This window comes from Allocatelliglobosispora scoriae, from assembly GCF_014204945.1.
Taxonomy (GTDB): Bacteria; Actinomycetota; Actinomycetes; order Mycobacteriales; family Micromonosporaceae; genus Allocatelliglobosispora; species Allocatelliglobosispora scoriae.
In genome coordinates this window covers 1,205,702-1,231,306 of sequence record NZ_JACHMN010000001.1, presented here as the reverse complement: position 1 = coordinate 1,231,306, position 25,605 = coordinate 1,205,702, and the positions used below count along the sequence as shown (strand labels likewise).

Annotated in this window: 21 protein-coding genes and 2 pseudogenes; 14 read left to right on the top strand and 9 right to left on the bottom strand. The window is 71.4% G+C overall.

All coding sequences use genetic code 11. The annotated features are described in order from the left end of the window. Positions 1 to 26: 26 nt before the first annotated feature. The 3 genes from F4553_RS05515 to F4553_RS05505 all read left to right on the top strand — a co-directional run bounded on the left by F4553_RS05515 (position 27) and on the right by F4553_RS05505 (position 3,208). Complete coding sequence (locus F4553_RS05515) at positions 27 to 464, top strand: GyrI-like domain-containing protein (RefSeq protein ID WP_184832863.1); 438 nt, start codon at positions 27 to 29, stop codon at positions 462 to 464. A gap of 114 nt (positions 465 to 578) precedes the next feature. Then, positions 579 to 2,012, top strand: a complete 1,434-nt coding sequence (locus F4553_RS05510; RefSeq protein ID WP_184832861.1) for a serine/threonine-protein kinase — start codon at positions 579 to 581, stop codon at positions 2,010 to 2,012. Further along, the gene (locus tag F4553_RS05505; RefSeq protein ID WP_184832859.1) at positions 2,009 to 3,208 is read left to right on the top strand and encodes an acyltransferase family protein; all 1,200 of its coding nucleotides are present in this window, start codon (positions 2,009 to 2,011) and stop codon (positions 3,206 to 3,208) included. Before F4553_RS05510 ends, F4553_RS05505 begins: the two co-directional genes overlap by 4 nt. Positions 3,209 to 3,312: 104 nt before the next feature. On the opposite strand, the gene F4553_RS05500 is transcribed toward F4553_RS05505, so the two are convergent. Next, positions 3,313 to 4,221 (bottom strand): alpha/beta fold hydrolase, encoded by a 909-nt coding sequence (locus F4553_RS05500; RefSeq protein ID WP_184832857.1) that lies wholly within the window; start codon positions 4,219 to 4,221, stop codon positions 3,313 to 3,315. Between the two features lie 205 nt (positions 4,222 to 4,426). Between F4553_RS05500 and F4553_RS05495 the strand changes: the two genes are divergently transcribed. Then, entirely contained in the window at positions 4,427 to 5,116 is a 690-nt protein-coding gene (locus F4553_RS05495; protein WP_184832855.1) for a Clp protease N-terminal domain-containing protein, read from the top strand. A gap of 46 nt (positions 5,117 to 5,162) precedes the next feature. Further along, positions 5,163 to 5,621 (top strand): hypothetical protein, encoded by a 459-nt coding sequence (locus F4553_RS05490; RefSeq protein WP_184832854.1) that lies wholly within the window; start codon positions 5,163 to 5,165, stop codon positions 5,619 to 5,621. Positions 5,622 to 5,666: 45 nt separating this feature from the next. On the opposite strand, the gene F4553_RS05485 is transcribed toward F4553_RS05490, so the two are convergent. Then, positions 5,667 to 6,746 (bottom strand): hypothetical protein, encoded by a 1,080-nt coding sequence (locus F4553_RS05485; RefSeq protein ID WP_184832852.1) that lies wholly within the window; start codon positions 6,744 to 6,746, stop codon positions 5,667 to 5,669. Between the two features lie 16 nt (positions 6,747 to 6,762). Next, positions 6,763 to 7,830 carry a hypothetical protein gene (locus F4553_RS05480; RefSeq protein WP_184832850.1) on the bottom strand — a complete coding sequence of 356 codons (1,068 nt, stop codon included), beginning with the start codon at positions 7,828 to 7,830 and terminating at the stop codon, positions 6,763 to 6,765. A 300-nt stretch (positions 7,831 to 8,130) separates the two neighbouring features. On the opposite strand from F4553_RS05480, the pseudogene F4553_RS40665 reads away from it, so the two are divergent. After that, positions 8,131 to 8,643 (top strand): annotated as a pseudogene (locus F4553_RS40665) (SigE family RNA polymerase sigma factor); the annotation flags it as partial. Between the two features lie 1,225 nt (positions 8,644 to 9,868). Here the strand turns inward: F4553_RS40665 and F4553_RS05470 are convergent. Next, positions 9,869 to 10,345, bottom strand: a complete 477-nt coding sequence (locus tag F4553_RS05470; protein ID WP_184832846.1) for a macro domain-containing protein — start codon at positions 10,343 to 10,345, stop codon at positions 9,869 to 9,871. Between the two features lie 71 nt (positions 10,346 to 10,416). Between F4553_RS05470 and F4553_RS42860 the strand changes: the two are divergent. Both F4553_RS42860 and F4553_RS05460 read left to right on the top strand, forming a co-directional pair. Continuing rightward, positions 10,417 to 11,307, top strand: a pseudogene (locus F4553_RS42860) (ATP-grasp domain-containing protein). Positions 11,308 to 11,500: 193 nt separating this feature from the next. Further along, on the top strand, positions 11,501 to 13,396 hold the full coding sequence (locus F4553_RS05460; protein WP_312875113.1) for an ABC transporter ATP-binding protein: 1,896 nt from the start codon (positions 11,501 to 11,503) through the stop codon (positions 13,394 to 13,396). On the opposite strand, the gene F4553_RS05455 is transcribed toward F4553_RS05460, so the two are convergent. Both F4553_RS05455 and F4553_RS05450 read right to left on the bottom strand, forming a co-directional pair. Continuing rightward, positions 13,378 to 14,694, bottom strand: a complete 1,317-nt coding sequence (locus F4553_RS05455) for a TolB family protein (RefSeq protein WP_184832844.1) — start codon at positions 14,692 to 14,694, stop codon at positions 13,378 to 13,380. The two genes, F4553_RS05460 and F4553_RS05455, sit on opposite strands and share 19 nt — an antisense overlap. Beyond that, positions 14,691 to 15,206 carry a SigE family RNA polymerase sigma factor gene (locus F4553_RS05450; RefSeq protein ID WP_312875098.1) on the bottom strand — a complete coding sequence of 172 codons (516 nt, stop codon included), beginning with the start codon at positions 15,204 to 15,206 and terminating at the stop codon, positions 14,691 to 14,693. The genes F4553_RS05455 and F4553_RS05450 overlap by 4 nt, the downstream gene beginning before the upstream one ends. A gap of 149 nt (positions 15,207 to 15,355) precedes the next feature. Between F4553_RS05450 and F4553_RS05445 the strand changes: the two genes are divergently transcribed. The 4 genes from F4553_RS05445 to F4553_RS05430 all read left to right on the top strand — a co-directional run bounded on the left by F4553_RS05445 (position 15,356) and on the right by F4553_RS05430 (position 18,995). Then, positions 15,356 to 16,540: an alpha/beta hydrolase family protein gene (locus F4553_RS05445; protein WP_184832842.1), complete on the top strand. Its 1,185-nt coding sequence runs from the start codon at positions 15,356 to 15,358 to the stop codon at positions 16,538 to 16,540. A gap of 67 nt (positions 16,541 to 16,607) precedes the next feature. Then, positions 16,608 to 17,795 (top strand): sensor histidine kinase, encoded by a 1,188-nt coding sequence (locus tag F4553_RS05440; protein ID WP_184832840.1) that lies wholly within the window; start codon positions 16,608 to 16,610, stop codon positions 17,793 to 17,795. Beyond that, positions 17,792 to 18,406 carry a response regulator transcription factor gene (locus F4553_RS05435; RefSeq protein WP_184832838.1) on the top strand — a complete coding sequence of 205 codons (615 nt, stop codon included), beginning with the start codon at positions 17,792 to 17,794 and terminating at the stop codon, positions 18,404 to 18,406. Before F4553_RS05440 ends, F4553_RS05435 begins: the two co-directional genes overlap by 4 nt. A gap of 214 nt (positions 18,407 to 18,620) precedes the next feature. Continuing rightward, the gene (locus tag F4553_RS05430; RefSeq protein WP_184832836.1) at positions 18,621 to 18,995 is read left to right on the top strand and encodes a hypothetical protein; all 375 of its coding nucleotides are present in this window, start codon (positions 18,621 to 18,623) and stop codon (positions 18,993 to 18,995) included. A gap of 95 nt (positions 18,996 to 19,090) precedes the next feature. On the opposite strand, the gene F4553_RS05425 is transcribed toward F4553_RS05430, so the two are convergent. The 3 genes from F4553_RS05425 to F4553_RS05415 all read right to left on the bottom strand — a co-directional run bounded on the left by F4553_RS05425 (position 19,091) and on the right by F4553_RS05415 (position 21,664). Beyond that, positions 19,091 to 19,552 (bottom strand): hypothetical protein, encoded by a 462-nt coding sequence (locus tag F4553_RS05425; RefSeq protein ID WP_184832834.1) that lies wholly within the window; start codon positions 19,550 to 19,552, stop codon positions 19,091 to 19,093. Positions 19,553 to 19,622: 70 nt separating this feature from the next. Next, positions 19,623 to 20,831, bottom strand: coding sequence for a hypothetical protein (locus F4553_RS05420; RefSeq protein ID WP_184832832.1), 1,209 nt, complete (start codon positions 20,829 to 20,831; stop codon positions 19,623 to 19,625). After that, on the bottom strand, positions 20,828 to 21,664 hold the full coding sequence (locus F4553_RS05415) for an alpha/beta fold hydrolase (protein WP_184832830.1): 837 nt from the start codon (positions 21,662 to 21,664) through the stop codon (positions 20,828 to 20,830). Before F4553_RS05415 ends, F4553_RS05420 begins: the two co-directional genes overlap by 4 nt. A 111-nt stretch (positions 21,665 to 21,775) precedes the next feature. Between F4553_RS05415 and lexA the strand changes: the two genes are divergently transcribed. Both lexA and F4553_RS05405 read left to right on the top strand, forming a co-directional pair. Continuing rightward, the gene (gene lexA / locus F4553_RS05410; protein ID WP_184833259.1) at positions 21,776 to 22,420 is read left to right on the top strand and encodes a transcriptional repressor LexA; all 645 of its coding nucleotides are present in this window, start codon (positions 21,776 to 21,778) and stop codon (positions 22,418 to 22,420) included. An 89-nt stretch (positions 22,421 to 22,509) separates the two neighbouring features. Continuing rightward, positions 22,510 to 25,593 (top strand): VWD domain-containing protein, encoded by a 3,084-nt coding sequence (locus F4553_RS05405; RefSeq protein ID WP_184832827.1) that lies wholly within the window; start codon positions 22,510 to 22,512, stop codon positions 25,591 to 25,593. Positions 25,594 to 25,605: the final 12 nt, after the last annotated feature.

Below are 25,605 nucleotides of genomic sequence, written 5' to 3'. Positions count from 1 at the left end.
GGCCGGTCGAGATGAGGGGCTGCGCTGTGGAGATCGTACGACGGGATCGGCGATCGGTGATCGGGATCGAGGTCGTGGCCGACTTCGATGAGCTGAGCACCGCGGTGCCCGCCGCCTGGACGGAGCTCTTCGCTCGGCGCAACGAGCTGCCGCCGCCGATGGACGGCGCGTTCGTCGAGGTCAGCGCAGAGCTAGGGGAGGGCCGTTACCGCGAGGTCGTCGGCGTGACCGTTCCGCCCGGCACGGCCGTACCCGATGGGATGCACACTGTGGACGTCCCCGCCGGACGCTTCGTCAGCCACCGCCACGACGGGGCGGTCGGCACGATCGCCGACGGTTTCGGCACCATCTACGACTGGGCCGAGCGCAACACCCTGCGGCTGGGCGGTTGGAAGGTCGACCACGGCTACCAACCCGGTTTCTCCCACACCGATCACGAGCTGCTCATCGACGTCCTCGACTGAGGCCCGGCGGACCGCGGCCCGCAGCGCCGTCCGGCACGTGTGCGCCGGGCGACCGCGGGCCGCTATCGTCGGCGGGCAACGGGAAACCGACCACGGCGACGAACGAGGCAGGTCATGCACAGTCCAGGAGCGCTGCTCGGCGGCCGGTACCGGTTGGACGATCGAGTCGGTGCCGGTGGCATGGGCGAGGTGTGGCGGGCGACCGACACGGTGCTCGGCCGGACGGTCGCGGTGAAGGTGGTCCTGCCGTCGCTGCTGCACGACCCCGGCTTCGTCCGCCGGTTCCTCGTCGAGGCACGCGCGATGGCGAGCGTCCGCCACCACGGCGTGGTCATGATCCACGACTACCACGGCGATGCCGACGGCGCCTACCTGGTGATGGAGTATGTCGAGGGCGAGTCGCTGTCGCAGACGCTCGTCCGGCACGGCGGCCGGTTCACCACGCAGTCCGCCCTGGCCCTGATCGTGCAGGCCGCCGAGGCGCTGCAGGCGGTGCACGACAAGGGCATCGTGCACCGGGACGTGAAGCCGGGCAACCTGCTGGTCCGCCTCGACGGCACCGTCGTGCTGACGGACTTCGGCATCGCCCGTACGCAGGACAACACCTCGCTCACCACGCCGGGCGGCATCCTGGGCACACCGTCCTATCTGGCTCCCGAACAGGTCCTCGGCCAACTGGCGAGCCCGCTCAGCGACGTCTACGCGCTGGGCATCGTCGCCTACGAATGCCTGGCCGGGTTCCGCCCGTTCTCGGGGGACAACCCGTTCGCGGTCGCGATGCAGCGGGTGCAGCAGCCACCGCCGCCGCTCGGTCCCGACGTTCCGCCGGCCGTCGCAGCCCTCGTCGAGCGGGCGCTGGCCGTGGATCCCGAACTGCGCTGGCAGTCCGCTGCGGCGCTCGCGGAGGCCGCTCGGAGCGTGCTCGCCGGAGCGCCGCCGGTCGCGGGTGCCCCGGCCGGTCCACCGGCGCCGGCGAGCGCCGAACCGGACCCCGGTCCCGGCGGCGTGCGCCCGCGCAAGCGCCTCCCGGTGCCCGTCGTGGCGGCGTTGGCGGCGATCGTCCTCATCGGGGGCGGGCTGGCCGGCTGGGCACTGTGGGGATCGGACGCATCCACCCGATGGGAGGGGCCGGGCTCCGCCACGACCACCGAGCTCGGCATCCCCGCCGGATACGTGGCGTGCGGCGACGCCGCCTGCCCGCGGACGCCGGAGTGCTGGGGCGGTTTGACCAGGATCAGCGGTGTGGCGCACAAGCCGAGGCGGATCGACTGCGACCAGCCGCACTCCTGGGAGACGTTCGCCGTGGGCAGGCTGCCGGCCGACGCCGAGTTCGTCCGCCAGGACGAGCTGATCGGCCGCCCCGACATCGCCGCGCTCTGCTCCGAGAACGTCCTGGCCGCGCGCAGCCGGGACGGCGTGCAGACCACGGGCTGGCAGCGCGAGCCGTGGCCGATCCAGGTCGACCGGACCACCTGGGTGCTCCACTGCCTGTCCAGCAGACCCGAGGGCGGCGAGACCACCGGCGCGGCCTTCCGGGGGGCCTCATGACGGCGGCGCAGACCGAACCGGTTCCGGCGACACGGTCGCAGCGGCGGCCGGAGCTGGACGCGATCCGCACCCTCGTCGTGGTCGGGCTGGTCTTCTTCCACGCCGCGCTCGTCTTCGACACGCGCGACGACTATTACGTGAAGAACGGCGAGACCACCGACGTCACCATGGTCTTCGCCGGGCTCGGCGTGGTGTGGGCGATGCCGGTGCTCTTCCTCATCGCCGGACTCGGCTCGTGGCATTCGCTGCGGCGGCGCGGCCCGGGCGGCTTCGCGGGCGAGCGGCTGCGGCGGCTCGGCGTACCGCTGCTCTTCGCGACGCTCACGATCATCCCGGTGCCCGTGTGGCTGCGGCTGCGGACCGACCCGGGCTACCACGAGTCCTATCTGGAGTTCCTGCCGAGCTTCTTCGACGTGCACCTGGACCTGGCCGACTTCCCCTTCATCGTGCAAGGCGAGTATTTCGAGACCGGCCACCTGTGGTTCGTGGTGCTGCTGCTCGCGTTCTCGCTGCTCCTGGCACCTCTGGTCCGCTGGGTGCCCCGCGGCCACGGTCGAGGGGCCGTCGACCGGCTCGCGGCGGCCGCGGCACGGCAGCGCGGGGTGGTGCTGCTGCCCGCGGTCCTGTTCGCGCTGATCTGCGCGTTTGTGGGCATGGAGGAGGAGTACGCCGGGTGGAGCCGCTGGGCCTATCTGCTGTTCTTCCTGTCCGGGCTCGTGCTCGCCGCCGACGAGCGCTTCCGGGTGGCGATGCGCCGCGATGCCGTACCCGCCGCGGTGGTGGGTTTGGTCTTCTTCCTGGTCGGCATGCCGGGGTTCCTGATCGCGGGCGACGACCCGTTCACCGACATGACCGCCGTCGCGATGGGCGCCCGCGCGCTCTTCGGCGCGGCGGGATGGTGCTGGCTCGTCGCGATCCTGGGCCTCGCCGATCGGCGCCGGGCACCTCAACGCGACCCGGCGGAGAGCCGTGCGCGGCGGGTCTACGCCTATCTGGCCGTCGCCGCACTGCCGCTCTACATCCTGCACCAACCGATCGTGGTGGCGGTCGCCTACGGCGTGGTCAGGTGGGACGCGCCGATCCTGGCCAAGTACGCGGTGATCGTCGTGGTCTCGCTCGCGCTGACCGTCGCCGCCTACGACCTGCTGGTACGGCGTACGCGGGTGACCCGGTTCCTCTTCGGCATGCGCGGGTAGTCGCGATCGTGCTTGCCCAGGATGATCGCGCTGTTTCCGGGAAGTAAGCCCTACCGGCACCCCCCGAGGGGATTACTTCCCGGAAACAGCGCGATCTTGCGTGGCTAGGGCCGCACCCGCTTCACCAGGGTGCAGGCGTCGAGATGGGCGAAGGCGTCGCTGGCGTAGAAATGGATCATCAGCTCGGCCAGATCCGCGCCGCGCTCCAGGTGCACCATGTGGTCGCTGCCGCCGATGGCGGCGAACCAGCTGTCCTGGCACGCCTCGGCCAGCTCCTGGCAGTGTTCGACGGAGGTGAAGCCGTCGTGCTCGCCGGTCGCGATCAGCGTCGGGACCGACGGTGCGGGCACGAGGGGGATCATCGGCTGGTCCATCAGCCTGCGGGTGTTGGCGATGTACTTCGCCACCTCCTCGGCGGTGGCGGTGGCGCAACTCCGCAGCAGGACGCGCTCGGTCGCCTGGTAGTCCGCCACGTCGTCCTGGCGGGAGCGGTTCATGAACAGTCCCACCGTGGCGGCGGCGAACCGGGGCATGTCGCCTGCACTGAGCAGTCGCAGGCTCGCACGGAGCTGTGTCAGGGCCGTCTCGGGAATACGGGTCATCGCGCCGATGAGCACCATCCGGTGCAGCCGGTCCGGGTAGAGCTGAGCGAAGCGGAAGGCGGTCGCCGAGCCGTGAGAGCCGCCCGCGATGTTGATCCGGTCCAGGCCGAGGTCGTCCAGGAGCCGGCGGAGGGTCTCGGCGAGGTAGTCGATGTCGGCTTCGGGCGGGAGCAGATCGGCCCTGCCCCAACCGGGCGGGTCGACGGCGACGACATCGGCATGGGTGAGGAGCTGCTGCTCCAGCCGGCCCCATGCCTCCTTGCGCTGGAAGGCGCCGCCGATGAGCAGGATCGGCGCGAGCCGTGGCGTGTTCGTGGTGACCACCCGCGACTCGTATCGGTATCCGCCCTGGTGGTGCTCGTAGACGGCGACCCGTCGACCCTGCTCGTCCTCAGTCTCGCTCAGCAACACGGCGGAACGCCCTCAGCTCTCGAACCTGCCGTTTCCGGCAGCGGTGAATGTGCCATGGCGACGCTAAAACGCCCAGATCAGGGCAAAACCAAGAACAACAACCACAAAGATATTTTGGTACGCATTTAGCTCGCTAAATGAAGACCGCCAGGTTGCCGTCAACCCGAGGTTGACGCGGCGCATTCGTCAACCTAAGGTTGACGGTATGACACTCGATGAATTGATCACCCACGTCAAGGAGCGCCACCCCGACGGCACCCCGCTGGACCACCTCGCCGAGGCGGCCTCGGTCGCCGACCACCTGGGCGAGCTCTCCGACCACCTCGTCGGCCACTTCGTCGACCAGGCCCGGCGCAGCGGCGCGTCGTGGACGATGATCGGCCAGAGCATGGGCGTCACGAAGCAGGCGGTCCAGAAGCGCTTCGTGGCCGGCGAGACCGCCATGGACCGCTTCACCAACCGGGCCCAGGTCGTCGTCCTCAAGGCGCAGACCGAGGCCCGCAACCGCGGCCACGCCGAGGTCACCAGCCTGCACCTCGTCGTCGGCCTGCTCGCCGAGTGGGAGGGCCTGGCCGGGAAGGCGATCGAAGCCGCCGGCGTGTCCGACGTGGCGGTGAGCGAGGCGGTCCTGGCGGAGCTCCCACCCTCCGGTGAGCTCAGCATGCGTCCGGCGCCGTTCTCGGCCGGGATGCGCAAGGTGCTCGAGCTGACGGTCCGCGAGGGGCTGCGGCTGGGGCACGGCTACATCGGCACCGAGCACATCCTGCTCGGCCTGCTCGAAGCCGAGGAGGAGCCGGGCGCCCAGCTCCTGGCCGACCTCGGGGTGACCAAGTCGGGCGTCGAGGCGTGGACGCTGCACGCCCTCGACGAGCTGAAGCGCAAGCTGGCCGCCTGAGGGGGTTGGCGGGACGACGGCCGCCCGGGCGGCTATCGTCCGGTGCATGACTCTCACTGACGCCGCGGGTGCCTGGACCGGCACGAACGGCTTCCGGCTGATGCCCGCCGACACCTTCTCGGAGTCCCCGGCCGGTGCGGTCCTGACCGTCGCCGCCGGTGGCGCGATGGTGTCGTTCGCCTACGCCTGGGAGCACCCCGTCGACGGCCCCCAGGACGGGCTGATCACCGTCGCGTCGGCGGGCGAGGACGCGCTCACCGCGCTCTGGGCCGATTCGTGGCACCAGCAGCCGTCCGCGCTGGCGCTCGCGGGCACGTTGCGCGCCGACGGGGTCGCCGAATTCCGGGCGGAGTACGCCGAGGGCTGGTTCTGGCGCATCACCCTCGACGGGTCGCCCGGCGAGTTCCGGATGCAGATGGAGAACGAGATCCCGGCCGAGCTCGCCACCGAGGACAAGCCCGCCGACCCGTACACCGTGATGGGTATGGTCCTGCTCCGTCCCTGAGCCGGCGGCGGCGGTCGCGCCGCCACCACCGGCCCGGGGGTGTCCTCAGACGAGGGAGGACGTGCTCGCCAGGAATCCGGTGGTGGCGGGACCACCGGTGGCGCTGAAACAGTTGACGTTGCGGACGAAGACCGAGGGGCCGCCCGAGACGTTGATCCACGGGTTGCTCATCCCGCAGAAGTTCGAGCTGGTCCCATAGGCCGTGACCTGGACCGTGTTAGGACCGGCCCCGACATTGGGGAAGGTCACGAACGCCAGGCCGGGCGGGCTGGTGATCGGGGCCACCGTGTTGGCGCCGAAGCCGAGCTGGGAGTTGTAGTTGGTCTGAATCGGACCCGGTGCCGGTGTGGCGAAGACGTAGCCGTGGTTGTTGGGCGGCGCGTTGGCGCCGTAGAGCGCCACGGTGAACTGGTAGGTGGCGGTGAATCGGGTGTTGAGCGGCGCGCCGACCGCGTTGAAGCAGTAGACCTGGACCTCCGTCCCGATGGGTACCGAGTTCCAGGAGCCGACCTTGCAGCGTGCGCCGATCTGCGGGTTGACCGCGGTCGCCTGCACTCCGCCCGCGAGGGCGGAGATGCCGGGCAGCAGGCCGGGGAAGGTGACCGTCCACTGGCCGGGCGGACCGCTGACCGAGGTGTTGGCCGCCCCGGTGGAGTTGAACTGGCTCACGATCGAGCCGCTCGCGTTGGAGTCGACGTAGCCGTAGGGCCCGAAGGCGGACCCGCCGGGCGATGAACTGGTGAAGAAGGCGCTGAAGCCGCTCGCCACGAGCGCCCCGCCGGGCTGGTGGCAGCGGATGATCACGAGCTCGTCGGGGCCGGACTGGAACCAGTTCTCGGCCTGGCACCACTTCGGCGTCGTGGCGACGGCGGTGACGTGCACGATTCCGCCGGAGGCACCCTGGCCAGGGAAAGTGACCAGGTAGCGTCCGACGGCAAGTGTGGAGACCGTGGTGGCGGCAGGGAAAGTGCCGTAGGGAACCACGGAGGGAGTCGCGGCTGACTGGTCCCGCAGCACCCAGGCGCGGGCGTCGGGGGTGGCCGCGTGGGCGGGGACCGCCGAGACGGCGGTGGTGAGTGCGATGGCGAGCACCGCGAGTCGGGCGACCCGGGGTGATCTGCTCATGGATGAACCTCCGGTGTCAGATGATGGAGCTGGTGCCGACGAGGAATCCGGAGCCGACCTGGCCGCCGCTCGGCTGGAAGCAGGCGACGACGACGAGCAGGCTGCCGGTGTTGGACCACGGGTTGCGGATGTTGCAGAAGAACGGGTTCTGGCCGTGTGCGGTCACCTGGACCGTGTTCTGGGAGACGCCGATGGCCGGGAAGTTGGCGAACCCGGGAGTGCCCGCGCCGACCCCGTTGCTGCCGACCCCGCTGACGGAGTTGTAGTTGGTGTCGGCGGGACCTCCGTTGGGGAAGGTCAGCACGTAGCCGTGGTTGTTGGGTGGTGACACGGCGCCGTAGAGCGAGACCTGGTACTGGTAGGTGACCGTGAACCGGGTGTTGACCGGGCTGCCGACGGCGTCGAAGCAGAGGACCCGGATGTCCTGCCCGCTCGGGCTCGAGCTCCAACCGCCGACCTTGCAGCGCACGGCGGTTGCCGTGTTGGCGTTGACGGCGGTGACCTGGATGCCGCCGCCGAACGGGTTTCCGATGGCGCTGGTCAGGCCGTTGAACTTGACCGTCCACTGACCCACCGGTCCGGGTCCCGGCGTCGAGGTGTTGACCCCGCCGCTGGAGTTGAACTGGGTGACGATCGAGCCGGTGGCCAGGGAGTCGACGTAGCCGTAGGGCCGCGGGCTGAACGCCACGAACGACGACTTGGTGAAGAAGGCGCTGAAGCTGCTCGCGACGGGTCCTCCGCCGATCTTGTGGCAGCGGATGACGGCCACCTCGCTGGTGCCGGACTGGCTCCAGCTCTCCGCGAGGCACCACTGCGGGGAGTCGGAGACCGCGGTGACGTGGACGATCCCGCCCGGGGCGCCCTGGCCAGGAAAGGTGACCTGGTAGCGGCCGGTGCTGAGGGTGGTGACGGTCGTCGCGGCGGGCCAGGTGCCGCTGGGTGCGACGCTGGCGGTCGTCACGTCCCAGAGGACCCAGCCCTTGACGTCGGGCGTGGCCGCCTGTGCGGGTGCGGCGCCGGTCGCGATCGCGGCCAGCGCCAGCGCGAGGACGGCAAGCCGTGCCGTCCATCGTGGTCGGTTCATGGAATCACCTCTCGGTAAGGGTGTGGTTACCTTGAGGTAATCATCGATGCATATCGATGGACAATGCCATGTCGGCCAGTGGGCGTGCCACTCTGCGCAGGCCGCGTGGGGTCGCCGCCGTCGCCGGTGGCAGCCCCGCGTCCGGCCACATCAGTGGTGTACGGGTGAGACGAAAGCGCTGATCCGCCGACCGCCGAGGGTGGATCCGACCGGACACCGCTCGACGGTCCGAGACGGAACGCGAACGAGTGCCGGACACGGCAGGCAACCATCGGCGGACCGGGAGACGTCCTGATAGTCATGTCGGCATCAACAGGGACTCATCCCGGGGAATTCGAGTCGTTCGTCCGGGCCCGCACCGGGCCCCTGCTGCGGGCGGCGTACTTCCTCACCGGAGACCAGCATCTCGCGGAGGACCTGGTCCAGGCCGCGCTGGCGCGTACCCACCGGTCCTGGGAGAGCCTGCACGCCACCGCGGCCGCCGAGGCCTACACCCGCAGAACAATGTACCACCTGCAGGTCTCGTGGTGGCGTCGGCGCAGGGTGGCCGAGACCCTCACCGGGGAGCTGCCCGTCCACGCGCATCCGGCGGGCGACGTGGCGGACTCGGCGGCGATGCAGGTCACCCTGCGCTCGGTGCTGCTGCGGCTGCCGCCGCGCCAGCGCGCCGTCCTGGTGCTGCGCTTCTTCGAGGACCTCACCGAGGCGCAGGCGGCGCAGGCCCTCGGCGTCACCGTCGGCACCGTCAAGAGCCAGACCGCGAAGGCCCTGGCGAAGCTGCGAACCGCCGCCCCCGAGCTGCGCGACTTCTACTCCGGCGCCTCAGCCGAGGTCAAGCCCGTCGACCTGCACGAGCAGGCGCTCGCCTCGTCGCGCCGGATCGCGTCGCGCCGCACGGCCATCTCGTCGGCGGCCGTCGCGGTGCTGCTGATGGCGGTGACCGTGACGCTCACCCTCCTCATCGGACGGCGCGGCCAGCCGGCGCCCACGACCACGCCCAGCCCGTCGCTCGCGCCGTCGCCGGTGGTGCTGCCCGCACCGCAGCCCGACCGCCCGGACTGGGGCCGCTTCCGCAACGCGACGATCACCGTTCCGGCCTGGGGCGGACCCCGGCGGTCGGAGTGCCACTCCGGGCGGCTCGCGCTCAACGCGCAGGCGGGCTTCGAGGCCGAGGGCAAACTGCCGGTCTGGGTCTCCGAGCAGGTCGAGGTCGACCTCGACGCCGACGGGGTCACCGAGAGCGTGGCGATCCTGCACTGCAGCGAGGGACCGGAGTCGCCCGGGACCGAGGTGGTGGCCTACCGGCTCGGCGCCGACGGGAAGCTGGCGCTCGTCGGGCGGATCATCGGTACCCGGGACGGCTTCGGCATGATCCACCATCTCTCGGTCGCGCCCGACGGGGTGATCGTCGAACTCTCGAAGGACTACACCGACACCGGGCAGCAGAACGTGCCCTTCCAGCGGCGTACCTTCCGGCTCGTCGGCGGAGCCTTCCGCCAGGTCGCGGGTCCGACCTCGTTCGCACCGAACCCGGCTTTCGCGACGCTCGCCGTCCGCACCACCGATCTGAGCCTGCGCCCCGCCGCCGGTGGGAGCTTCGTCGGGCGGCTCACGGTCACGGCCGCGAACACCGGCACCCTGGACGTGTCGTCGCTCGCCCTCCACCTCCGCCTGCCGAGCTGGATCCACCCGGCCGGTCCGGGGTGGACCGGCTGCACCGGCGAGACCACCGGCAGTCCGATCAGCCTCGCCGTGATCTGCCCCATCCCCGGCCCCGAGGCGGGTGGAACCGTCACCGTCGACCTGGTCTTCACCGCGGACCAGTTGCCGGCGGAGCTCAACCCGTCCCCCGAGTACGACTGGCAGTCGCCCTACGGCGTGTCGATCGAGCAACGCCCGCCCTACACCTACGAGCAGGGCTATTACGCCGGCGACGCCGATTTCAGGATCGTCCGCGTTCCCTGACGACGGGAGACCGTGACCGGCTTCTGCTGCCGGTCGGCAGAAACCGGTCACGGTCTCCCGTCGGTGCGCGACATCAGTCGAAGTCGTAGACCGTGACGCGCACATCGCGCTCGCAGAGGGCCGCCACGACGATCGGCTCGATCCGGCTCCAGGTGCCACCGGCGAGGCCGCACCCGATTCTCGGCATGTGCACCGAGGCCCCGAGCTCGATCACCGGACCGGCGAGCGCGTCCAGGCACCGCTGCACCGCGTCGTAACGGATCGGCGGGCCCTTGCTGCCGGTCTTCATGCCGTGCTGACCGATCATGTTGGCGACCCACGTGTCGGGCCTGACCTGGACGAGGCGGGTCGCGCCGAGCCCGAAGTCGTTGCCGGCGCGGCCGCGATGCCACGCACGGAAGTCGCGCTCCGGCTCCGGCCAGCGGTCCGAGATCGCCACGACAAATCCCTTGCCCCAGCCGCCGAGGTCGTTGCAGATGTGCGCGATCACCTTCGGGCCCTTGGCCTGCGGGCTCGTCGCGTCGCCCCGGACGATCGTCAGCGGTCTCACGGCGCCCAGCATGCCAGCGAGGTGCGACAACCCGGTGTCCCTCGCGGCAACCGGCCGCTACGGTCGACGGCATGCTCACCGTTGTGTTCTGTGCCGACCCGCTGCGCCCCGCCCGGGTCGATCCGCACTTCGCGCGGCAGGCCGCCGCAGTGGGCGAGCTGGGCGGCACGGTCGCGCTGATCGACCACGATGCGCTGGTCTCGGGCGACACCCCTGCGGCGGTACGCCGGGTGCCCCGCGACGCAGGCCCGGTCTGGTACCGGGGCTGGATGGTCACCGCCGACGACTACGCCGAGCTCGACACCGCTCTGGCGGCCCGGGGCACGCACCTCGTGACCGGCGCGGACCGGTACCGCGCCGCCCACGAGCTGCCCGGCTGGTACGACGTCTTCGCCGAGGTCACCCCGGAGAGCACCTGGCTGCCGCGACCGCCCGGCCACGCGCTCTCGACCGCCGAGGTCGAGAAGCTGGTCGAGCCGCTCGGCGCCGGACCGGGCATCGTCAAGGACTACGTCAAATCCCGCAAGCACGAGTGGGCCGAGGCCTGCTACCTGCCCGACCTCGCCGATCTCGACGCGGTGGCCCGGGTGATCGGGCGGATGGTGGAGCTGTAGGGCGACACGCTCAGCGGCGGTGTCGTCGTGCGCCGCTTCGAGAGCTTCCGGCGCGGGCCCGACGGCCACACCACCGAGGCCCGGGTCTGGTGGCTCGACGGTGTGCCGGTCCAGGTCGGCGCGCACCCCGACAACCCGGCGCACCTGCCCCCACCCGAACCGGACCTGGACCGGGTCGCACCGCTGGTCCGGGCGCTGCACTGCCGGTGGATCACGACCGACCTCGCCCTGCGCGACGACGGCGTGTGGCGGGTCGTCGAGGTCGGCGACGCGCAGGTGAGCGGAGCGCCCGAGCACGCCGATCCGATGGCCGTCCTGCGGCCACTGGCCGACTTCGCCGGCCACTAGGGCTTGCGCGGCAGGTTAGAGTCAACTGGCAACAGGCATCGCCCATATCACGACCCTTCATTCATCGAAATGGGTCGCTGATCATGGCGATGGGGGGCGAGGCTGTACTCCTGTGCAGCCCGTATCCCTCGAAAGCCTGGAGGATCCCGCCGTGACCGCGACCGACACCACCGCGCCCACGACCAGCCGCCCCGTGGTGCCACCGCCGAACGCCGTGGGGGAGTCCGCCCTGCCGGAGCTGCGGGCGATGTGGTGGGAGACCGGGATGCGCGCCCGCGCCGACGCCGGTCTGCGAGCGGTCTTCGCCGAGATACCCCGGCTCGTCGGCACCGCCCTCGGTATCGCCTGGCGCGCCGACCGGACGCGTACCCTCGTCGTCGCCGCAGCGACCGTCGGCGCCGGTGTGATGGCGGCATTCGGGCTGCTCGCGACGCAGCGGGTGCTGCTGGAGCTCTTCTCGGCCGGGCCGACTCCCGACCGGGTGCTCGCCGCGCTGCCCGCCCTGAGCCTGCTCGCCGGGAGCGCCGCCGTGCGGGCGGGGCTCGGCATCGTCACCGGCTACGCCCAGAACGGGCTGAGTCCCCGCGTCGACCGCGAGGTCGAACGACGCCTGTTCGAGACGACCACCGCCGTGCAGCTGCAGGCGTTCGACGAGGACGCCTTCGCCGACGACATGGAGCGCGCCAGCCGCGGCAGCAGCTCGGTCATCTCCCTCGTGCAGGGTGCGATGAACCTCCTCGCCGGGCTCGCCGGTCTGCTCGCCGTCACCGTCGCCGTCGTGGTGATCCACCCGCTGCTGCTGGTGGCGCTCCTGGTGGCGACCGTGCCCGGTGCGTGGGCCGCGCTCAAGGCCGGGCACCAGCGCTACCAGACCTACATGGCGGGGTCGGTCCGCCGCCGTCGGCTGTGGATCCTGCACCGGCTGATGGCCGAGCGCCCGTCCGCGGCCGAGCTTCGTACCTACGGCCTGCGCAGCTTCCTGCTCGACCTCTACGACAAGGTGATGGGCGTCGAGACCCGCATCCAGCTCGACCTGGCCCGCAGGACCACCACCACGACCGCGATCGGCTCCGTCGTCGGCGGTGCCGCCACCGGTGCGGTCTACCTGCTGCTCGGGGTGCTGCTGCTCAACGGGCACATCCCGCTCGCCGCCGCCGCGACCTGCGTCGTCGCGGTGCAGGCCGCGCAGCGGTCCCTGGCGGCGGCGACGTTCCAGATCGATCGGATCTACGACGAGGGCCAGCACTTCCGCGACTACGACCAGTTCCTCGACCGGGCCACCGCCCACATGCCCCCGGCAGCCGGTTCCGTGGAGGCCGGACCGCTCGCCCAGCTCAGCGTGGACGAGGTGACCCTGACCTACCCCGATCGCGACACCCCGGCCGTCGACAAGGTCAGCCTCGTCATCCGGCAGGGCCAGACCGTCGCCTTCGTCGGCGAGAACGGTTCCGGCAAGACGACCCTCGCCGCGCTCGTCGCCGGGCTGCGCGCCCCCGCGGCCGGCACCATCACCTGGAACGGCCACCCCTATGCCGAGCTGCGCGAACAGAGCATGCAGGCGCGGATCGCGGTCGTCACGCAGGACTACCACCGGTGGCCCTTCAGCGTCGCCACCAACATCGCCCTCGGCGACATCGACACCGACGCCGAGCCCGACCGCATCCACGCCGCGGCGGTCAAGGCGGTCGCGCACGACGTCATCGCCGAACTCCCGCACGGCTACGAGACCCTGCTCGACAAGACCTTCGCCGACGGCCAGGACCTGTCGGGCGGCCAGTGGCAGCGCATCACCGCCGCCCGGGGTTTCTTCCGCGACGCCGATCTGCTCATCATGGACGAGCCGAGCAGCGCCCTGGACCCGCGCGCCGAGCACGCGCTCTTCCAGGCGATCCGGGACCGGCAGGGCCGCCAGACGACGATCCTCATCACGCACCGGCTCGCCAATGTGCGCCACGCCGACCGGATCTACGTGCTGGACCGGGGCCGGCTCGTCGAAGCGGGCAGCCACGACGAGCTGATGGGTTCCGGCGGCCGTTACGCCGAGCTGTTCACACTGCAGGCCGCCGGGTATCAGTCCGCCTCGGTGTGACCGGCCGGAGGCGGCGGATCGGCCGTCGGCCACCGCCGCCTCCGGATCACCACCCCGACCGTGAGCAGCACCATCAGCATCGGCGGCATCAGCATCACCGGTGACAGGAAGGACGGCTTGATCGCCGGTCCGCCCAGCGCCGCGTGTTCCAGCAGATCGCGGGGGATGATCGGGCAGCCTCGGCCGTCGGTGTCCAGGGGGAGCCGGCGCAGTTCCGCACCGGCCACCTCGACGATGCGGCAGTCCTCGACCTCAGGGGTGTTGATGACGAGCACGGGAGCGCCGTCGCGCCAGCCGAGCAGCTCCTCGGGCAGGCCGGTCCGGCCGGTGGTCCGCTCGTCGGTGACCGCCCCGGTCGCCGGGTCGAAGAACTGCAGGTGCCAGCGCACGGCTGCGGCCTCCCCCTCCCCGCACAGCCACCACAGGCACCCCTGCTCGATGCGCAGGAGCACGAGGCTCTTGCCGTCGGGGCTCCAGGCCGCGTCTCCGGCGAGCATCTGCTGATCGGTGAGCTGCAACGCCCGTTCGATCGCCCCCGTCGCCGTGTTCAGAATGAGGATCCGCTGCGGGCCGGTCTCGCGGCCCACCGTGACCGCGACCCGGGTGCCGTCGGGAGAGATCGACCCCCGCCACTGGTCGGCGTCCTCCGTCCGCAGGATGCGCACTTCCCCGGTGGCGACGTCGAGCAGCCCGATGTCATCGGGCTTGGCCGGGTTGTTGATCTGCTCATTGTTGGGGCCGTAGCTGATGACATCGTCGTCGTTGTCGTAGACGACCAGGGCGAACCGGTTGTCGGCCGACCACACCCAGCGACCGAAGGGCAGGGGTCGGGACAGCTCGCGCGTCTGACCGGTCGAGAGATCCAGTAGTGACCGCCGCAGCAGGTAGCGGCCGTCGGGCGAGAGGTAGCCGAGCTCCTCGCCAGGGTTTTTGTAGATCAGCCGGTAGGAGTCGTCGCGTCCGACGACCACCGCCACCGGCTCCAGGTTGAGGCTGTTGTCGCTGAAGAAGACGAGCTTGGCCGGTCCGTTGGCGGAGTCGGCGAACCGGGTCTGCCAGAGATGCGGGTTGGCGACCGCCGTCGGCAGCACCGGCTTGCCGTCACCGGCGGGCTGGTGCGGCTCCCTCCGCTGGAAGGGAAGCCAGACCAGCGCGGCCAGGAGGATCAGGGACGCGGCGGCCGCGCCGATCCGGCGGCGTCGGCGCCGACGGCCGCGCCGCCACAGGTCGTCCGAGATGCGTACGCCGGGAGCCGCCGCCCCGATCTCCGCGAACACGTCGCCCAGCCGACCGGTCATCGCGAGACCTCCTCCAATGCCGCCAGCTCCGGGGCGAGCACCCGCAGCCGGGCCAGCGCGTCGCGTGTCTGGCTCTTGACCGTGCCCACCGAGACACCGAGGACCTGGGCGGCCTGCACCTCCGTGAGGTCCTCGAAGTAGCGCAGCACCAGCACCGCCCGCTGCTTCGGGGCGAGCTTCGCCACGGCGAGCCGCACCGTCAGCGACAGCGCCACCCCGCCGAACACGTCGGGCCCGGCGCCGTCGGGCAGCGACTCGACCGGGACCGCCTCCCGCCGGTGCCGCCGCCACCAGGAGACGTGCTGGTGGTAGAGGACCCGCCGGACGTAGGCGTCCGGGTCGCCCCCGGCGAGGATGCGCTCCCAGCGCGACGCCACCTGCACCAGCGTCTGCTGCACGAGGTCCTCGGCGAGGTGCTGGTCCCCGGTGAGCAGGTAGGCGGTCCGCCCCAGGGTGCCGCCCCGCGCCCGCACGTATTCGCGGAAGGACTCCTCGGCGGCGGGCGTGGTCACGGGCACACTCTTCACACGCTCGGAGCACCGCAAAAGGAGGGGTCCCCGGCCGCACATGACATCCGTCATGGGTCAGGCATGCAGTACGCATCGAAACTGGTGAGTGGTGACACTACCTCCGAGCTGCGCGTTTCCCCAGACTCATGACCATGAGGAGCACAATCGCCGCCGCCGCGGTCCTGACCGTCGGCCTGCTCGCCCCCGCACCGGCCCACGCCGCCGCACCCGCCGAGACGGCGCGGACCGGCGCCGCCACCACCCGGCTCGTCCTTCCGCAGCCCACCGGCCGGGACCGCATCGGCACCGTGTCACTGCACCTGATCGACGGCTCCCGCCCCGACCCGTGGGTCCCCGCACAGCTCAGCCGCGAGATCATGGTGCAGCTCTGGTACCCGGCGGCCGACGTGCGCGGCTATCCCCGAGCGGACTGGGTCTCGCCGGGGCTCGCCGCGGTCATCAACCCGCCCGGCTCGCCGGTGACCCTGCCCGTCACGCACGCCCACACCGGCGCGCCCGCCGCCCGGGGCCGCCATCCCGTCGTGCTCTACTCGCCCGGCTTCGGCGTCGAGCGCACCGCCGGCACCGCGCTCGTCGAGGAACTCGCCAGCCACGGGTATGTCGTCGTCACCATCGACCACACCCACGACGCGCCCCTCGTCGAATTCCCCGGCGGGCGCCTGGAACCGCAGACCCTGCCGGAGCCCGGCGACCCCGACGCGGAGGAGCAGGTCATCGCCACCGCGCTCGCCGCCAGGGTCGCCGACACCCGCTTCACCCTCGACCGGCTCGCCGCGATCAGCCGGGGCCGCAACCCCGACGCGGAGCACCGGCCGCTGCCCCGGGGCCTCAAGGACGCCATGGACCTGTCCAAGGTGGCGATGTTCGGGCACTCCCTCGGCGGGGCGACCGCCGCCCAGGTGATGTACGAGGACCGCCGGGTCCGGGCCGGGATCAACATGGACGGCTCGGTCTCCGGCACGGTCGTCGCGGCGGGGCTGGACCGGCCCTTCCTGCTGCTCGGGTCGGACCAGCACGACAGCGCCGACGACGAGAGCTGGACGGAGCTCTGGTCCCACCTGCGCGGGCCGCGCCGGGAGTTGCAGCTCGACGAGTCCGGGCACATGTCGTTCACCGACTACCAGGTGCTGCTGCCGCAGGCCGGTGTCCCCGCCGCGGACCTGATCCCGGCCTACGGCACGATCGACGGTGCTCGCTCGGTGACGGTGCAGCGGGCGTACGTCCTCGCCTTCATCGACCGCTACCTGCGCCGCAGTGGGGGGCAACTGCTCGACCGGCCGTCGCCGAGGTTCCCCGAGATGCGGTTCGTCGGCTGATCGGAGCGCTCTAGGCTGGCATCCCCATCGGCGGGATGCCGGCCGACCTCACGGAAAGGGAGGCGCAATGCTGGGATGGTGGCGTTCGCGCAGCCAGGCGGCCCGGGTGGACCTCTATGTCCGGGCGTCGTTCTACAGCAACTTCGCGCTGGTGCCCGTACTCGCCGGGGGTTCGATCCGGTTCGACCACGACGGACCCGCCGCGTGGGCCGCGGCCGCCCTCACCGCCGGGCATGCCCTGCTCTGCCTGCTGCTGATGCACGCGGGCCTGAACCACTACCTGGGCCGGCGCGGCCGGCCCAACGGCCTGATCGCGGCCGGTGGCGCCTCGACGGCCGCCGGGATCGCGCTCGCCTTCGCCCTCTATCCGGATCCGTCGCCGGGGCAGCCGGACGGTCCCGCCACCGCCATCCTGCTCGTCCTCACCCTGTCCTATGTGACCGCGCTTTCGCCCTCGGTCCAGCCGCGCGTGACGATGGCCGTCGGTACCGTCGCCTGCGCGGTCGAGTTCGCGATCTCCGCAGCGCAGGGACTGCCCGACCCGCTCGCACCCTCGGTCGGGCTGGCCGGCCTCATCCTGATCGTGGTCGGCATCTCCCGGATCACGCTGTGGATGCTCGGCGTCGTCTGGGAACTCGACCGCGCCCGGCACGTCCAGGCGAGCCTCGCGGTCGCCGAGGAGCGGCTGCGCTTCGCCCGCGACCTGCACGATGTCGTCGGCCGCAGCCTCTCCGTCGTCGCCCTCAAGTCGGAGCTCGCCGCCCAGCTCGCCAAACGGGGCCGGGGCGAAGCCGTCGACGAGATGCTCGACGTGCGCCGCATCGCCCAGGACTCGCTCGCCGAACTGCGCGCGGTCGTCGGCGGCTACCGCTCCGCCGACCTCGATGTCGAGCTCGCCGGTGCCCGGTCGCTGCTCGCCGCCGCGGGCATCGAGTGCCGGGTGCTCGGCGACAGCGGCGGCCTGCCCGCCGACGTCCAGGGCACCCTCGGCTGGGTCGTCCGCGAGGCGACCACCAACGTGCTGCGCCACAGCGAAGGGCGAACCTGCACCATCACCCTGCACCGCGACGACGGCGAGGTCGTCCTCACCATGGAGAACGACGGCGCATCGGGCGGCGCCGACCGGGTGCGCTTCGGCAGCGGCCTCATCGGCCTCGCCGAACGCATCGCCGCGCTGGGAGGCACCGTGGCCTGCACACACATCGCCGGTACGTTCCGCCTCACCGCACGACTGCCGCAGGAGAGCCCCGCATGACCAGCCCCGTCCGCATCCTGCTCGCCGACGACGAACACCTCATCCGCGGTGCCCTCGCCGCGCTGCTCGGCCTGGAGGACGACCTCGCCGTCGTCGCGCAGGCCGCCACCGGGGCCGAGGCGATCGCCCTGGCCCGCAGCGTCCAGCCCGACGTGGCGATCCTCGACCTGCAGATGCCCGACCTCGACGGGGTCACCGTGGCGCGGACCCTGCACGCGGAGCTGCCGTCGTGCCGCACGATGATCGTGACCAGCCACGGCCTGCCCGGCCACTTGAAGCGGGCGCTCTCGGCCGGGGTGCGGGGATTCCTGCCCAAGACCGTGTCGGCGGAGACTCTGGCGTCGGTCGTGCGTACCGTCCACAGTGGCGGCCGCTATGTGGATCCGCAGCTCGCGGCGGAGGCGATCAGCGCGGGGGAGAGCCCGTTGACGCCGCGCGAGGCGCACGTGCTGGAGCTGGCGGCGTCGGGTGCGCCGGTGGAGGAGATCGCTCAGCGGGCCGCACTGTCGGCGGGCACGGTCCGCAACTACCTCTCGGCCGCGGTGGGCAAGACCGGCGCCGCCAACCGGCACGAGGCAGCGCGGATAGCTCGCGCCCACGGTTGGATCTAAACCCTCCGCGGGTACGCCGACCGCTGGACTCCTAGGTGCGGGTTCCTGCGCGGGCATGGGCGCGCGGGGAAGGTGTGCGGGCAGAGGTTCTGAGCAAGAGGTGTGCGGGCAGAGGTGTGCGGGCGGAATGCAGGTCGGGGCGCGTGGGCAGGATGTATGGCCAGCGGCGTGCGGCAGGGGGCACAAGAGACAAGAGCGCGCCGACGAGTGCGCAGTGGGTGCACCGGCAGTGCGTGCGTGTCTCGGCTGGCGGCTGCTCGCGCTTCATGATCACGCCTTCTTCGGGGAAAAAGGGCTGATCAAGCGCCATGATCACACCGTTTTCCCCAAAGAATGCGTGATCATGGCGGGTGGTGACCGCTCGCGGCGGCTGTGCGGGGGAGATCACGTCTGGTTCGGGGAAGCAGACGTAATCATGCCGCATGATTACGTCTGCTTCCCCGAACCAGACGCGATCATGCCGCTGCCCGCTGCCCGCTGCCCGCTGCCCGCTGCCCGCTGCCCGCTGCCCGCTGCCCGCGGGGTGGGCGCGACACCCTGCATGATCGTGTTGGTTCCGGGAAGTAGGCCCTACCGGGGGCGGGTGTAGGCGTTGTTTCCGGGAAACAGCGCGATCATGCGGGGAGCGCAACGTGGCAGCGGCCCGCAAGCACGGGCCCGACCGTCCATGTTGTCGGCGCGGTTCTAGAGGGACAGCCCGCCCGCTGGTCCGGGTGGCAGCTTGACGATGACGTCCCACAGCGGGCGCGCCTCGTCGGCGGCGGCGCGCACCACCGGATCCGTGGCGTGCAGCAGAGCCAGGTGCCGGCACGCGTGCGCGGCCACCGCGTCGAGGTCGATGACGGCCGGGCTCGGTACGAGTGGATCCTCGCAGGTCACCATCGCATCCACCGGAAGCGCCGTCGTGGCGAGTTCCGGGTGCGGGTCGGGGAGCGCGGCGTAGGTGAGGATCAGGCCGCCGTCGTCATAGCGCCACGACGTCGAGTGCAGCAGGCCGCCCGGCATCCCGGGTTGCAGGCCGGAGAGGTGACGCGCCACCGCGTCGGGGTGCGTGCCGGTGCCGAGTGCGTCCGAGTGGGAGCGATAGCGCAGCGTCCCGTCGTGCTCGGACAGCAGGACCACTTCGACGATGACGGAACCGGACACTCTCGCCAGTATTCTGTTCTTGCCATACATAGGCAATAAGCCGCGCCCGGAAATCCACCGATCCTCGAGGTCATGGCCTCTGCATCGACCACTGCGTGCCGTCGGTGGTGTCCCGCAGCCGGACACCGGCGACGGTGAGTGCTTGGCGGATCGCGTCGGCGGGACCGAACGCACGATCGTCGCGCAGGCGGCCGCGCAGCGCCAGCAACGACTCCACCAGCGGCTGCAGGGACGAGTTGCCGAGGCGGACGATGAGGGCTCGCAGTACCTCCCGGGCCTGGTCGATGCCCTGGTCCTGGTCGGTGTCGGCGGACCAGTCGCGGATGAGCGCCTCCAGGTCGAGGATCGCGCCGACCATGTCGTCGCCGTCCCCGCGGGCGGCGGCGGCGGTGAACCGGACCTCTGCCGCGACGGCCGCCTCGGTCACGGTCATGGGTTGCTCGACGGGTTCCCGGGGTGCCGGGATCGCGATGACTGCGTCGAGCGTGCCGCCGGGACTGATCAGCGCCCGCAGCCCGTCGAGGCTGGTCGCGCTGCCGCTGGGCAGCCGGGTGCTGCTGCCGCCGCGGCGTACCGTCACGCCGCCGCGACCGGTGACGTCGACGCTCCCCGTACGCAGGTCGATGATCATTGCGGTGTGTTCGTCGATGCCGAGGATCGAGGTGCCCTCGGGGAGTTGCCGTTCCATCAGCCGCAGCCGGTGTTCGCCGAGGTAGCAGAAACGGGTGTCGTGGTTGCCGCCCTCGGCGTTGTCGTAGTGCGGGATGATCACCGCCGCGATGCCGGTGAACTGTTCGAAGAGGTTCAACCCGGTGATCCAGCAGGGTTCGTCGCCGGCCTTGTAGATCTCGTAGACGGGGATCGCGTGGGAGCCGAGGGTGAGTGCGGCGGCGCTCGCGAAGACCAGGGTCCGGGTCTGGGCGAGGAGCGCGGGGATCGGGCTGTCCCGCCAGTGCCGCAGCGCGTAGGTCGGCGAACCCGGCCCGGCGAAGATCCATCCCGCGCCGCGCAGGTCGGCGAGGGCCCGTTCGCGCTGGATCGGCGGCAGGTCGTCGCGGCGCCAGGAGACCACCTCGATCGGCCGGCCGACGCTGGCGGCGAAGTAGTCGGTGGCGCGGGCGGAGATGTCGTCGGCGTTGGACTGGAATCCGTAGGGGGTGTCGAGAAGCACGGCACGCCGGTCGCCGACCCGGTCGAGGACCGCCCGATGTGTCTTGATCATCGTGGGTGTGGTCTCGCCGGATCCCATCAGGACCAGCACCTCGGGCCGGTGGGTCATCGCCGGGCCAGGCCGAGCAGGTCGGTGGCGAGTTCCCGGGGTCGCTGGGCGTGCAGATCGTGGTCGCTGTCGGCGTACTCCCGGATGGTGTTGTCGAGCAGCAGATCAGCCGCCGCCGCCACGCGGCGTCGCGTGCGCTCGGCGCGGGCGTGGTCTTGCGGAATGGCCGGGAGCAGCAGTGTGGGCGCGGTGATCCTGGCCAGCCAGGGGCCCGGCGGGTGGTCCCACATGTCGCGCACGATCGCCAGGTGTGCCGGGATCGGCAGCCGCCGCTCGACCGTGCCGTCGGGGAGTTCCCGCAGGCTCGCCACGGTCGCCTCGACGGCCCGGTCCGACCAGTCCGGGTGCGACTGCCGGAGCCGGTCGCGGAGGTCGTCGGCCCGCAGCCCGTGCAGGTCGGCCGGGCGCAGCGCCTCGGCGCACTCGTCCCAGGTGCCGAAGTCCGCGGGCAGGTCGATCCAGCCGCCGTCGACGAGGGCCAGGGCGCCGACCAGCTCCGGCCGGTCGGCGGTGAGCCGCACCGCGACGTTGCCGCCCCACGACTGGCCCGCGACGACGGCACCGGCGAGCAGGTGCGCCTGGATCACCGCGGTGACCGCGCGCGCGGCGGATGCGGTGTCGACGCCGGTCGGTGGCAGCTCGGTGGCGCCGTGTCCGGGCAGGTCGACGGCCCAGACCGGGTGGCCGGCGGCGCTGAGCTCGTCGGCCACCTCGTCCCAGAGCCGGGCGTTGGAGGCGAGGCCGTGGACCAGGACGAAGGGCCGCGTCTGGCCCGGCCAGGTGCGGCAGCTCACGGTGCCTCCGGCGGGGGTTGGTACGCCGACCAGCTCCATCCATCGACGATAGATCCGCGATGGTGGCCTGACCATCCCCGCTGCGGTGACACGCGCCCGGGTCAAATGTCCGGTTAAGAGGCTCTGGTCCGCTATGTTGCCTCAGTGCAGATGAGCGTGGCCGGGTTCGAACCGGGACTCAGCGTGCGGCAGCAGCGCATCCTGGTGACGATCCAGGAGTGGATCGCCAAGCGGGGATACCCGCCGACCCTGCGGGAGATCGGCAAGGAGGTCGGGCTGACGGCCTCCTCGACCGTCTCCTACCACCTCAAGGAGCTGGAGCGCAAAGGCCTGCTGACCCGCGACGCCGGCCGTCCGCGAGCGCTGACGGTCTGCGTACCGGTGGATGACGACGGGATGCCGCAGCCGCCCGCCGAGAAGGCCGTCCGGGTGCCGCTACTCGGCACGATCGCGGCCGGCGGGCCGATCCTCGCCGAGGAGTCGCTGGAGGAGGTGCTGACCCTCTCCCGCGACATCGTCGGCTACGGCACCCTGTTCTCGCTGCGGGTACGCGGTGACTCCATGATCGACGCCGCGATCTGCGACGGCGATGTGGTCGTCGTCCGCCAGCAGCCCACCGCGTACAGCGGGGAGGTCGTGGCGGCGATGATCGACGGCGAGGCGACCGTGAAGGTCTACCGGGCCAGCCGGGGACACGTCCTGCTCATGCCGTGCAACCCCGCCTACGAGCCGATCCCCGGCGACGACGCGGTGGTGCTCGGCAAGGTCGTCACCGTGATCCGCCGCCTGCGATAGCCCGGCCGGCGACACGTCGCTCCACAAACCAGCGACGGGTGGGCGACAGTTGGTGTGAAACGGCACATGGGGGTCCTACAGTCCCCGCCATGAAGATGATCGCGAGACTGGCGGGCACAGCCGCCGTCCTGGCAACGATGTTGTTGGTGGCATGGCCCGGTGCGGCGTCCGCCGCCGCGGATGGCGGCCTCGGGCTCGACCTCCGCACCGCCCAGCCGTCGTTCGCCCAGGATGAGCTCATCCGCCTGACCCTCGCGGTGACCAACGGCACCGGCGCCGAGTGCGGCCTGGCCAAGGCCGCCGAGGGCACCGTGCAGGTCCTCTCGGTCCGCAAGGACGGCCAGGAGCTCTTCCCGGTGCTGGGCCGCAGCTTCTACCTCGACGGCATCGACAACGCCATCGCCGACAGCACAGCGTCGGCGGCACCCGGTGCCACGGTGGACGTCGCCTTGACCAGCGTGCGGGTCCACGACGGCGATGCGCCCGGCAGCGTCGTGGTGCGCTCGGTGACCGCCTCCCCCGACGGCGGCGGCCTGGACGCGCTGTGGCCGGTCGGTGCGACGGGCGACTACGAGCTCACCGCCGCCTACGCCATCCCGGCGATCGGCGGAGCGGTCACCCCGTGCAGCGGCGGCACCGTGATGCGGACGGTGAAGTTCACCGTGGGCGAGCCGAAGGGCGGCATCCCGTGGCTGTGGATCGGCGCCGGGGTCGGCGTACTCGTCCTGATCGTGCTGGTCGTCGTCGTGCTGCTGCGCAAGCGCAAGCCGGCGGCGGCCGTGGCGGTGGCTCTGGTCCTGCTCGGCCTCTCCGCGGTCTTCAGCACGCCGGGCCGGCCCGCCTATGCCGATGTGGAGATCGACCCGACGAGGGGCATCCCGGTGCCCAACTTCCAGCCCCAGGTCGAGGCGTGCCTCGCCGGTTTCGCGAAGCCGGGCAACGACCCGTCGGGCCTGCTGCCCCGGCTCAAGGACAAGTCGACGCCGAAGGTCAGCATCATCCCCACCACCGGCGAGTCCCAGGCATTCGAGACACCGCAGGGCCCCGGCGGCAAGGGGTCCTCGTCGGTGGCGTGGAACCCGACGAACACCGACGATTACGGCGACGGCGTGCTGCGTGACCCCTGTGCCTCGCTTTACCACGAGCTCAACCACGCCGACGACATCTCCAAGAACCAGGTGCCCGAGGGCGACTGCGGCGACACCGGCATCAAGAAGGCCGAGGTCAAGGCCACTCTCGCGGAGAACAGGTACCGCCAGGCGCAGAACCCGAAGCTCGACGCCCGCAAAGAGTACAAGGGCAACGTGCTGCCGCCGAGCTATGACGAGTGCAAGAAGCCGACCAAGCCGAAGCCGCCGCAGAAGGGGCCGGTGCGCCTCTGCGAGGGCACCACCGGCGGTGACTGCGCCAGCAACAACGGCGACCCGCACATGATCACCTTCGACCGGGTCTTCTACGACTTCCAGGCCGTCGGCGAGTTCGTCGTGATCAGATCCACCGGCGGCGACGCCCTGGAGGTGCAGTCCCGGCAGGCGGCGATGGGTCCGTCGCGGACGGTCTCGGTCAACTCGGCGCTCGCCTTCCGCCTCGGCGACCACCGCGTCTCCCTCGTCATCGCCAACGCGGTGACCGAGGTACGCATAGACGGCGAGCCCGCCACCCTGGCGCGGGGCGAGAAGAGCCTGCCCGGCGGCGGCACCCTGGTCCGCCGCGAATCCGACCTGCGGACCGCCGACGGTTACGACATCCGCTGGCCGGACGGCTCCGAGGCCGCCGTCGACCAGATCGGCTCCTACGGCTACCGGCTGCTGGTGAAGCTCGCCAAGAGCCGCTCCGGCAAGGTGCAGGGCCTGCTCGGCAACTTCGACGGCGACCCCGACAACGACATCGCCCCGCCGACCGGCGCAGCACTCACCCAGCCGGTGCCGTTCGAGAAGCTCTACCCCGGTTACGCGGACTCGTGGCGGCTGACGCAGGAGGCGTCGCTGTTCACCTACGCCTCGGGCCAGAGCACGCAGACCTTCACCGACAAGGCCTTCCCCGACAAGCCGGTGACGCTGGAGGACCTCGACGCCGCCCGCCGGGCCCAGGCCGAGGAGATCTGCCGCTGGGCGGGTCTGAGCAGCGGCTGGCAGTTCCTGGAGTGTGTCTTCGACGTCGCGGCCACCGGCCGGTCGGAGTTCGCCGCGAGCAGCGCCAGCACCGGCCGGGTCGCCCCGGCCCCGTCGCCGATCAAGGAGAAGCCGATCGCGTCCGGCACGCTGACCGCGGGCACGGACGAGAAGCTGACCTTCGCCGGGCACACCGGTGACCAGGTCTTCGTCGACGTCACCGGTCCCACCATGAGCAACGAGTGCTCGCCCTACGTCCTGCTCGACCCGACGGGCAAGGAGATCGCCAGCGGCTGCAACATCAACGGCGTCGGCTACATCGACCGCACCGAACTCACGATGGACGGGCAGTACTCCGTCACGATCAAGACCAGGGAGAGCGCGAACGCCCGCGCCAACATGCGCGTCTACCTCGCCAAGGACACCGTCGCCGCCATCAAGCCCAACGGCGATCCGGTCACCGCGGTGATCGCGCAGCCCGGTGCCGAGGCCCGCTACACCTTCACCGGCGCCGCCGGTCAGCGGGTCTACGTCGCGGTGCCGGCGAGCACCCTGCCGAACCAGTGCTCGCCGCTGGAGCTGCACGACCGGACGGGCAAGACCCTCGCCTCCGGCTGCGTCATCAACGGGGTCGGCGAGATCGACGGCACGCTGCTGCCCGAGGACGGCACCTACACCGTGGTCGTCGATCCCAACGACCGCACCATCGGCAGCACCGACCTGCAGCTGTTCACGGCGAAGGACCAGACCGCCGAGATCGCCCTGAACGGACAGCCGGTCGTCGCCAACGTCACCCAGCCCGGGCTCGTCCTGCGCTACCGGTTCACCGGCACGGCCGGGTCCTCGGTGACGCTCACCGCGACCGACTCCACCCTGCCGGACCAGTGCTCGCCGCTGGAGCTGCTCGACCCGGCGGGCAAGCTGTTCGCGTCCGGCTGCGTCATCAACGGCAGCGGCGGCATCGCCGCGACGGTCCTGCCGTCGACCGGCACCTACACGATCGTCGTGGACGCCAACGTCGCCGCCATCGGCGTCGCCACCCTCACCCTGCGCAGTTCCTGACAACCAACCCCG

What these genes read in the sequence shown, in the direction of transcription:
- F4553_RS05485 (WP_184832852.1), bottom strand. Translation starts at nt 6,746, where the DNA reads ATGAGCAGATCACCCCGGGTCGCCCGACTCGCGGTGCTCGCCATCGCA.
- lexA (WP_184833259.1), top strand. Translation starts at nt 21,776, where the DNA reads ATGAGCGTGGCCGGGTTCGAACCGGGACTCAGCGTGCGGCAGCAGCGC.
- F4553_RS05455 (WP_184832844.1), bottom strand. Translation starts at nt 14,694, where the DNA reads ATGACCGGTCGGCTGGGCGACGTGTTCGCGGAGATCGGGGCGGCGGCT.
- F4553_RS05435 (WP_184832838.1), top strand. Translation starts at nt 17,792, where the DNA reads ATGACCAGCCCCGTCCGCATCCTGCTCGCCGACGACGAACACCTCATC.
- F4553_RS05480 (WP_184832850.1), bottom strand. Translation starts at nt 7,830, where the DNA reads ATGAACCGACCACGATGGACGGCACGGCTTGCCGTCCTCGCGCTGGCG.
- F4553_RS05415 (WP_184832830.1), bottom strand. Translation starts at nt 21,664, where the DNA reads ATGGAGCTGGTCGGCGTACCAACCCCCGCCGGAGGCACCGTGAGCTGC.
- F4553_RS05405 (WP_184832827.1), top strand. Translation starts at nt 22,510, where the DNA reads ATGAAGATGATCGCGAGACTGGCGGGCACAGCCGCCGTCCTGGCAACG.
- F4553_RS05495 (WP_184832855.1), top strand. Translation starts at nt 4,427, where the DNA reads ATGACACTCGATGAATTGATCACCCACGTCAAGGAGCGCCACCCCGAC.
- F4553_RS05490 (WP_184832854.1), top strand. Translation starts at nt 5,163, where the DNA reads ATGACTCTCACTGACGCCGCGGGTGCCTGGACCGGCACGAACGGCTTC.
- F4553_RS05420 (WP_184832832.1), bottom strand. Translation starts at nt 20,831, where the DNA reads ATGACCCACCGGCCCGAGGTGCTGGTCCTGATGGGATCCGGCGAGACC.
- F4553_RS05440 (WP_184832840.1), top strand. Translation starts at nt 16,608, where the DNA reads ATGCTGGGATGGTGGCGTTCGCGCAGCCAGGCGGCCCGGGTGGACCTC.
- F4553_RS05505 (WP_184832859.1), top strand. Translation starts at nt 2,009, where the DNA reads ATGACGGCGGCGCAGACCGAACCGGTTCCGGCGACACGGTCGCAGCGG.
- F4553_RS05510 (WP_184832861.1), top strand. Translation starts at nt 579, where the DNA reads ATGCACAGTCCAGGAGCGCTGCTCGGCGGCCGGTACCGGTTGGACGAT.
- F4553_RS05445 (WP_184832842.1), top strand. Translation starts at nt 15,356, where the DNA reads ATGAGGAGCACAATCGCCGCCGCCGCGGTCCTGACCGTCGGCCTGCTC.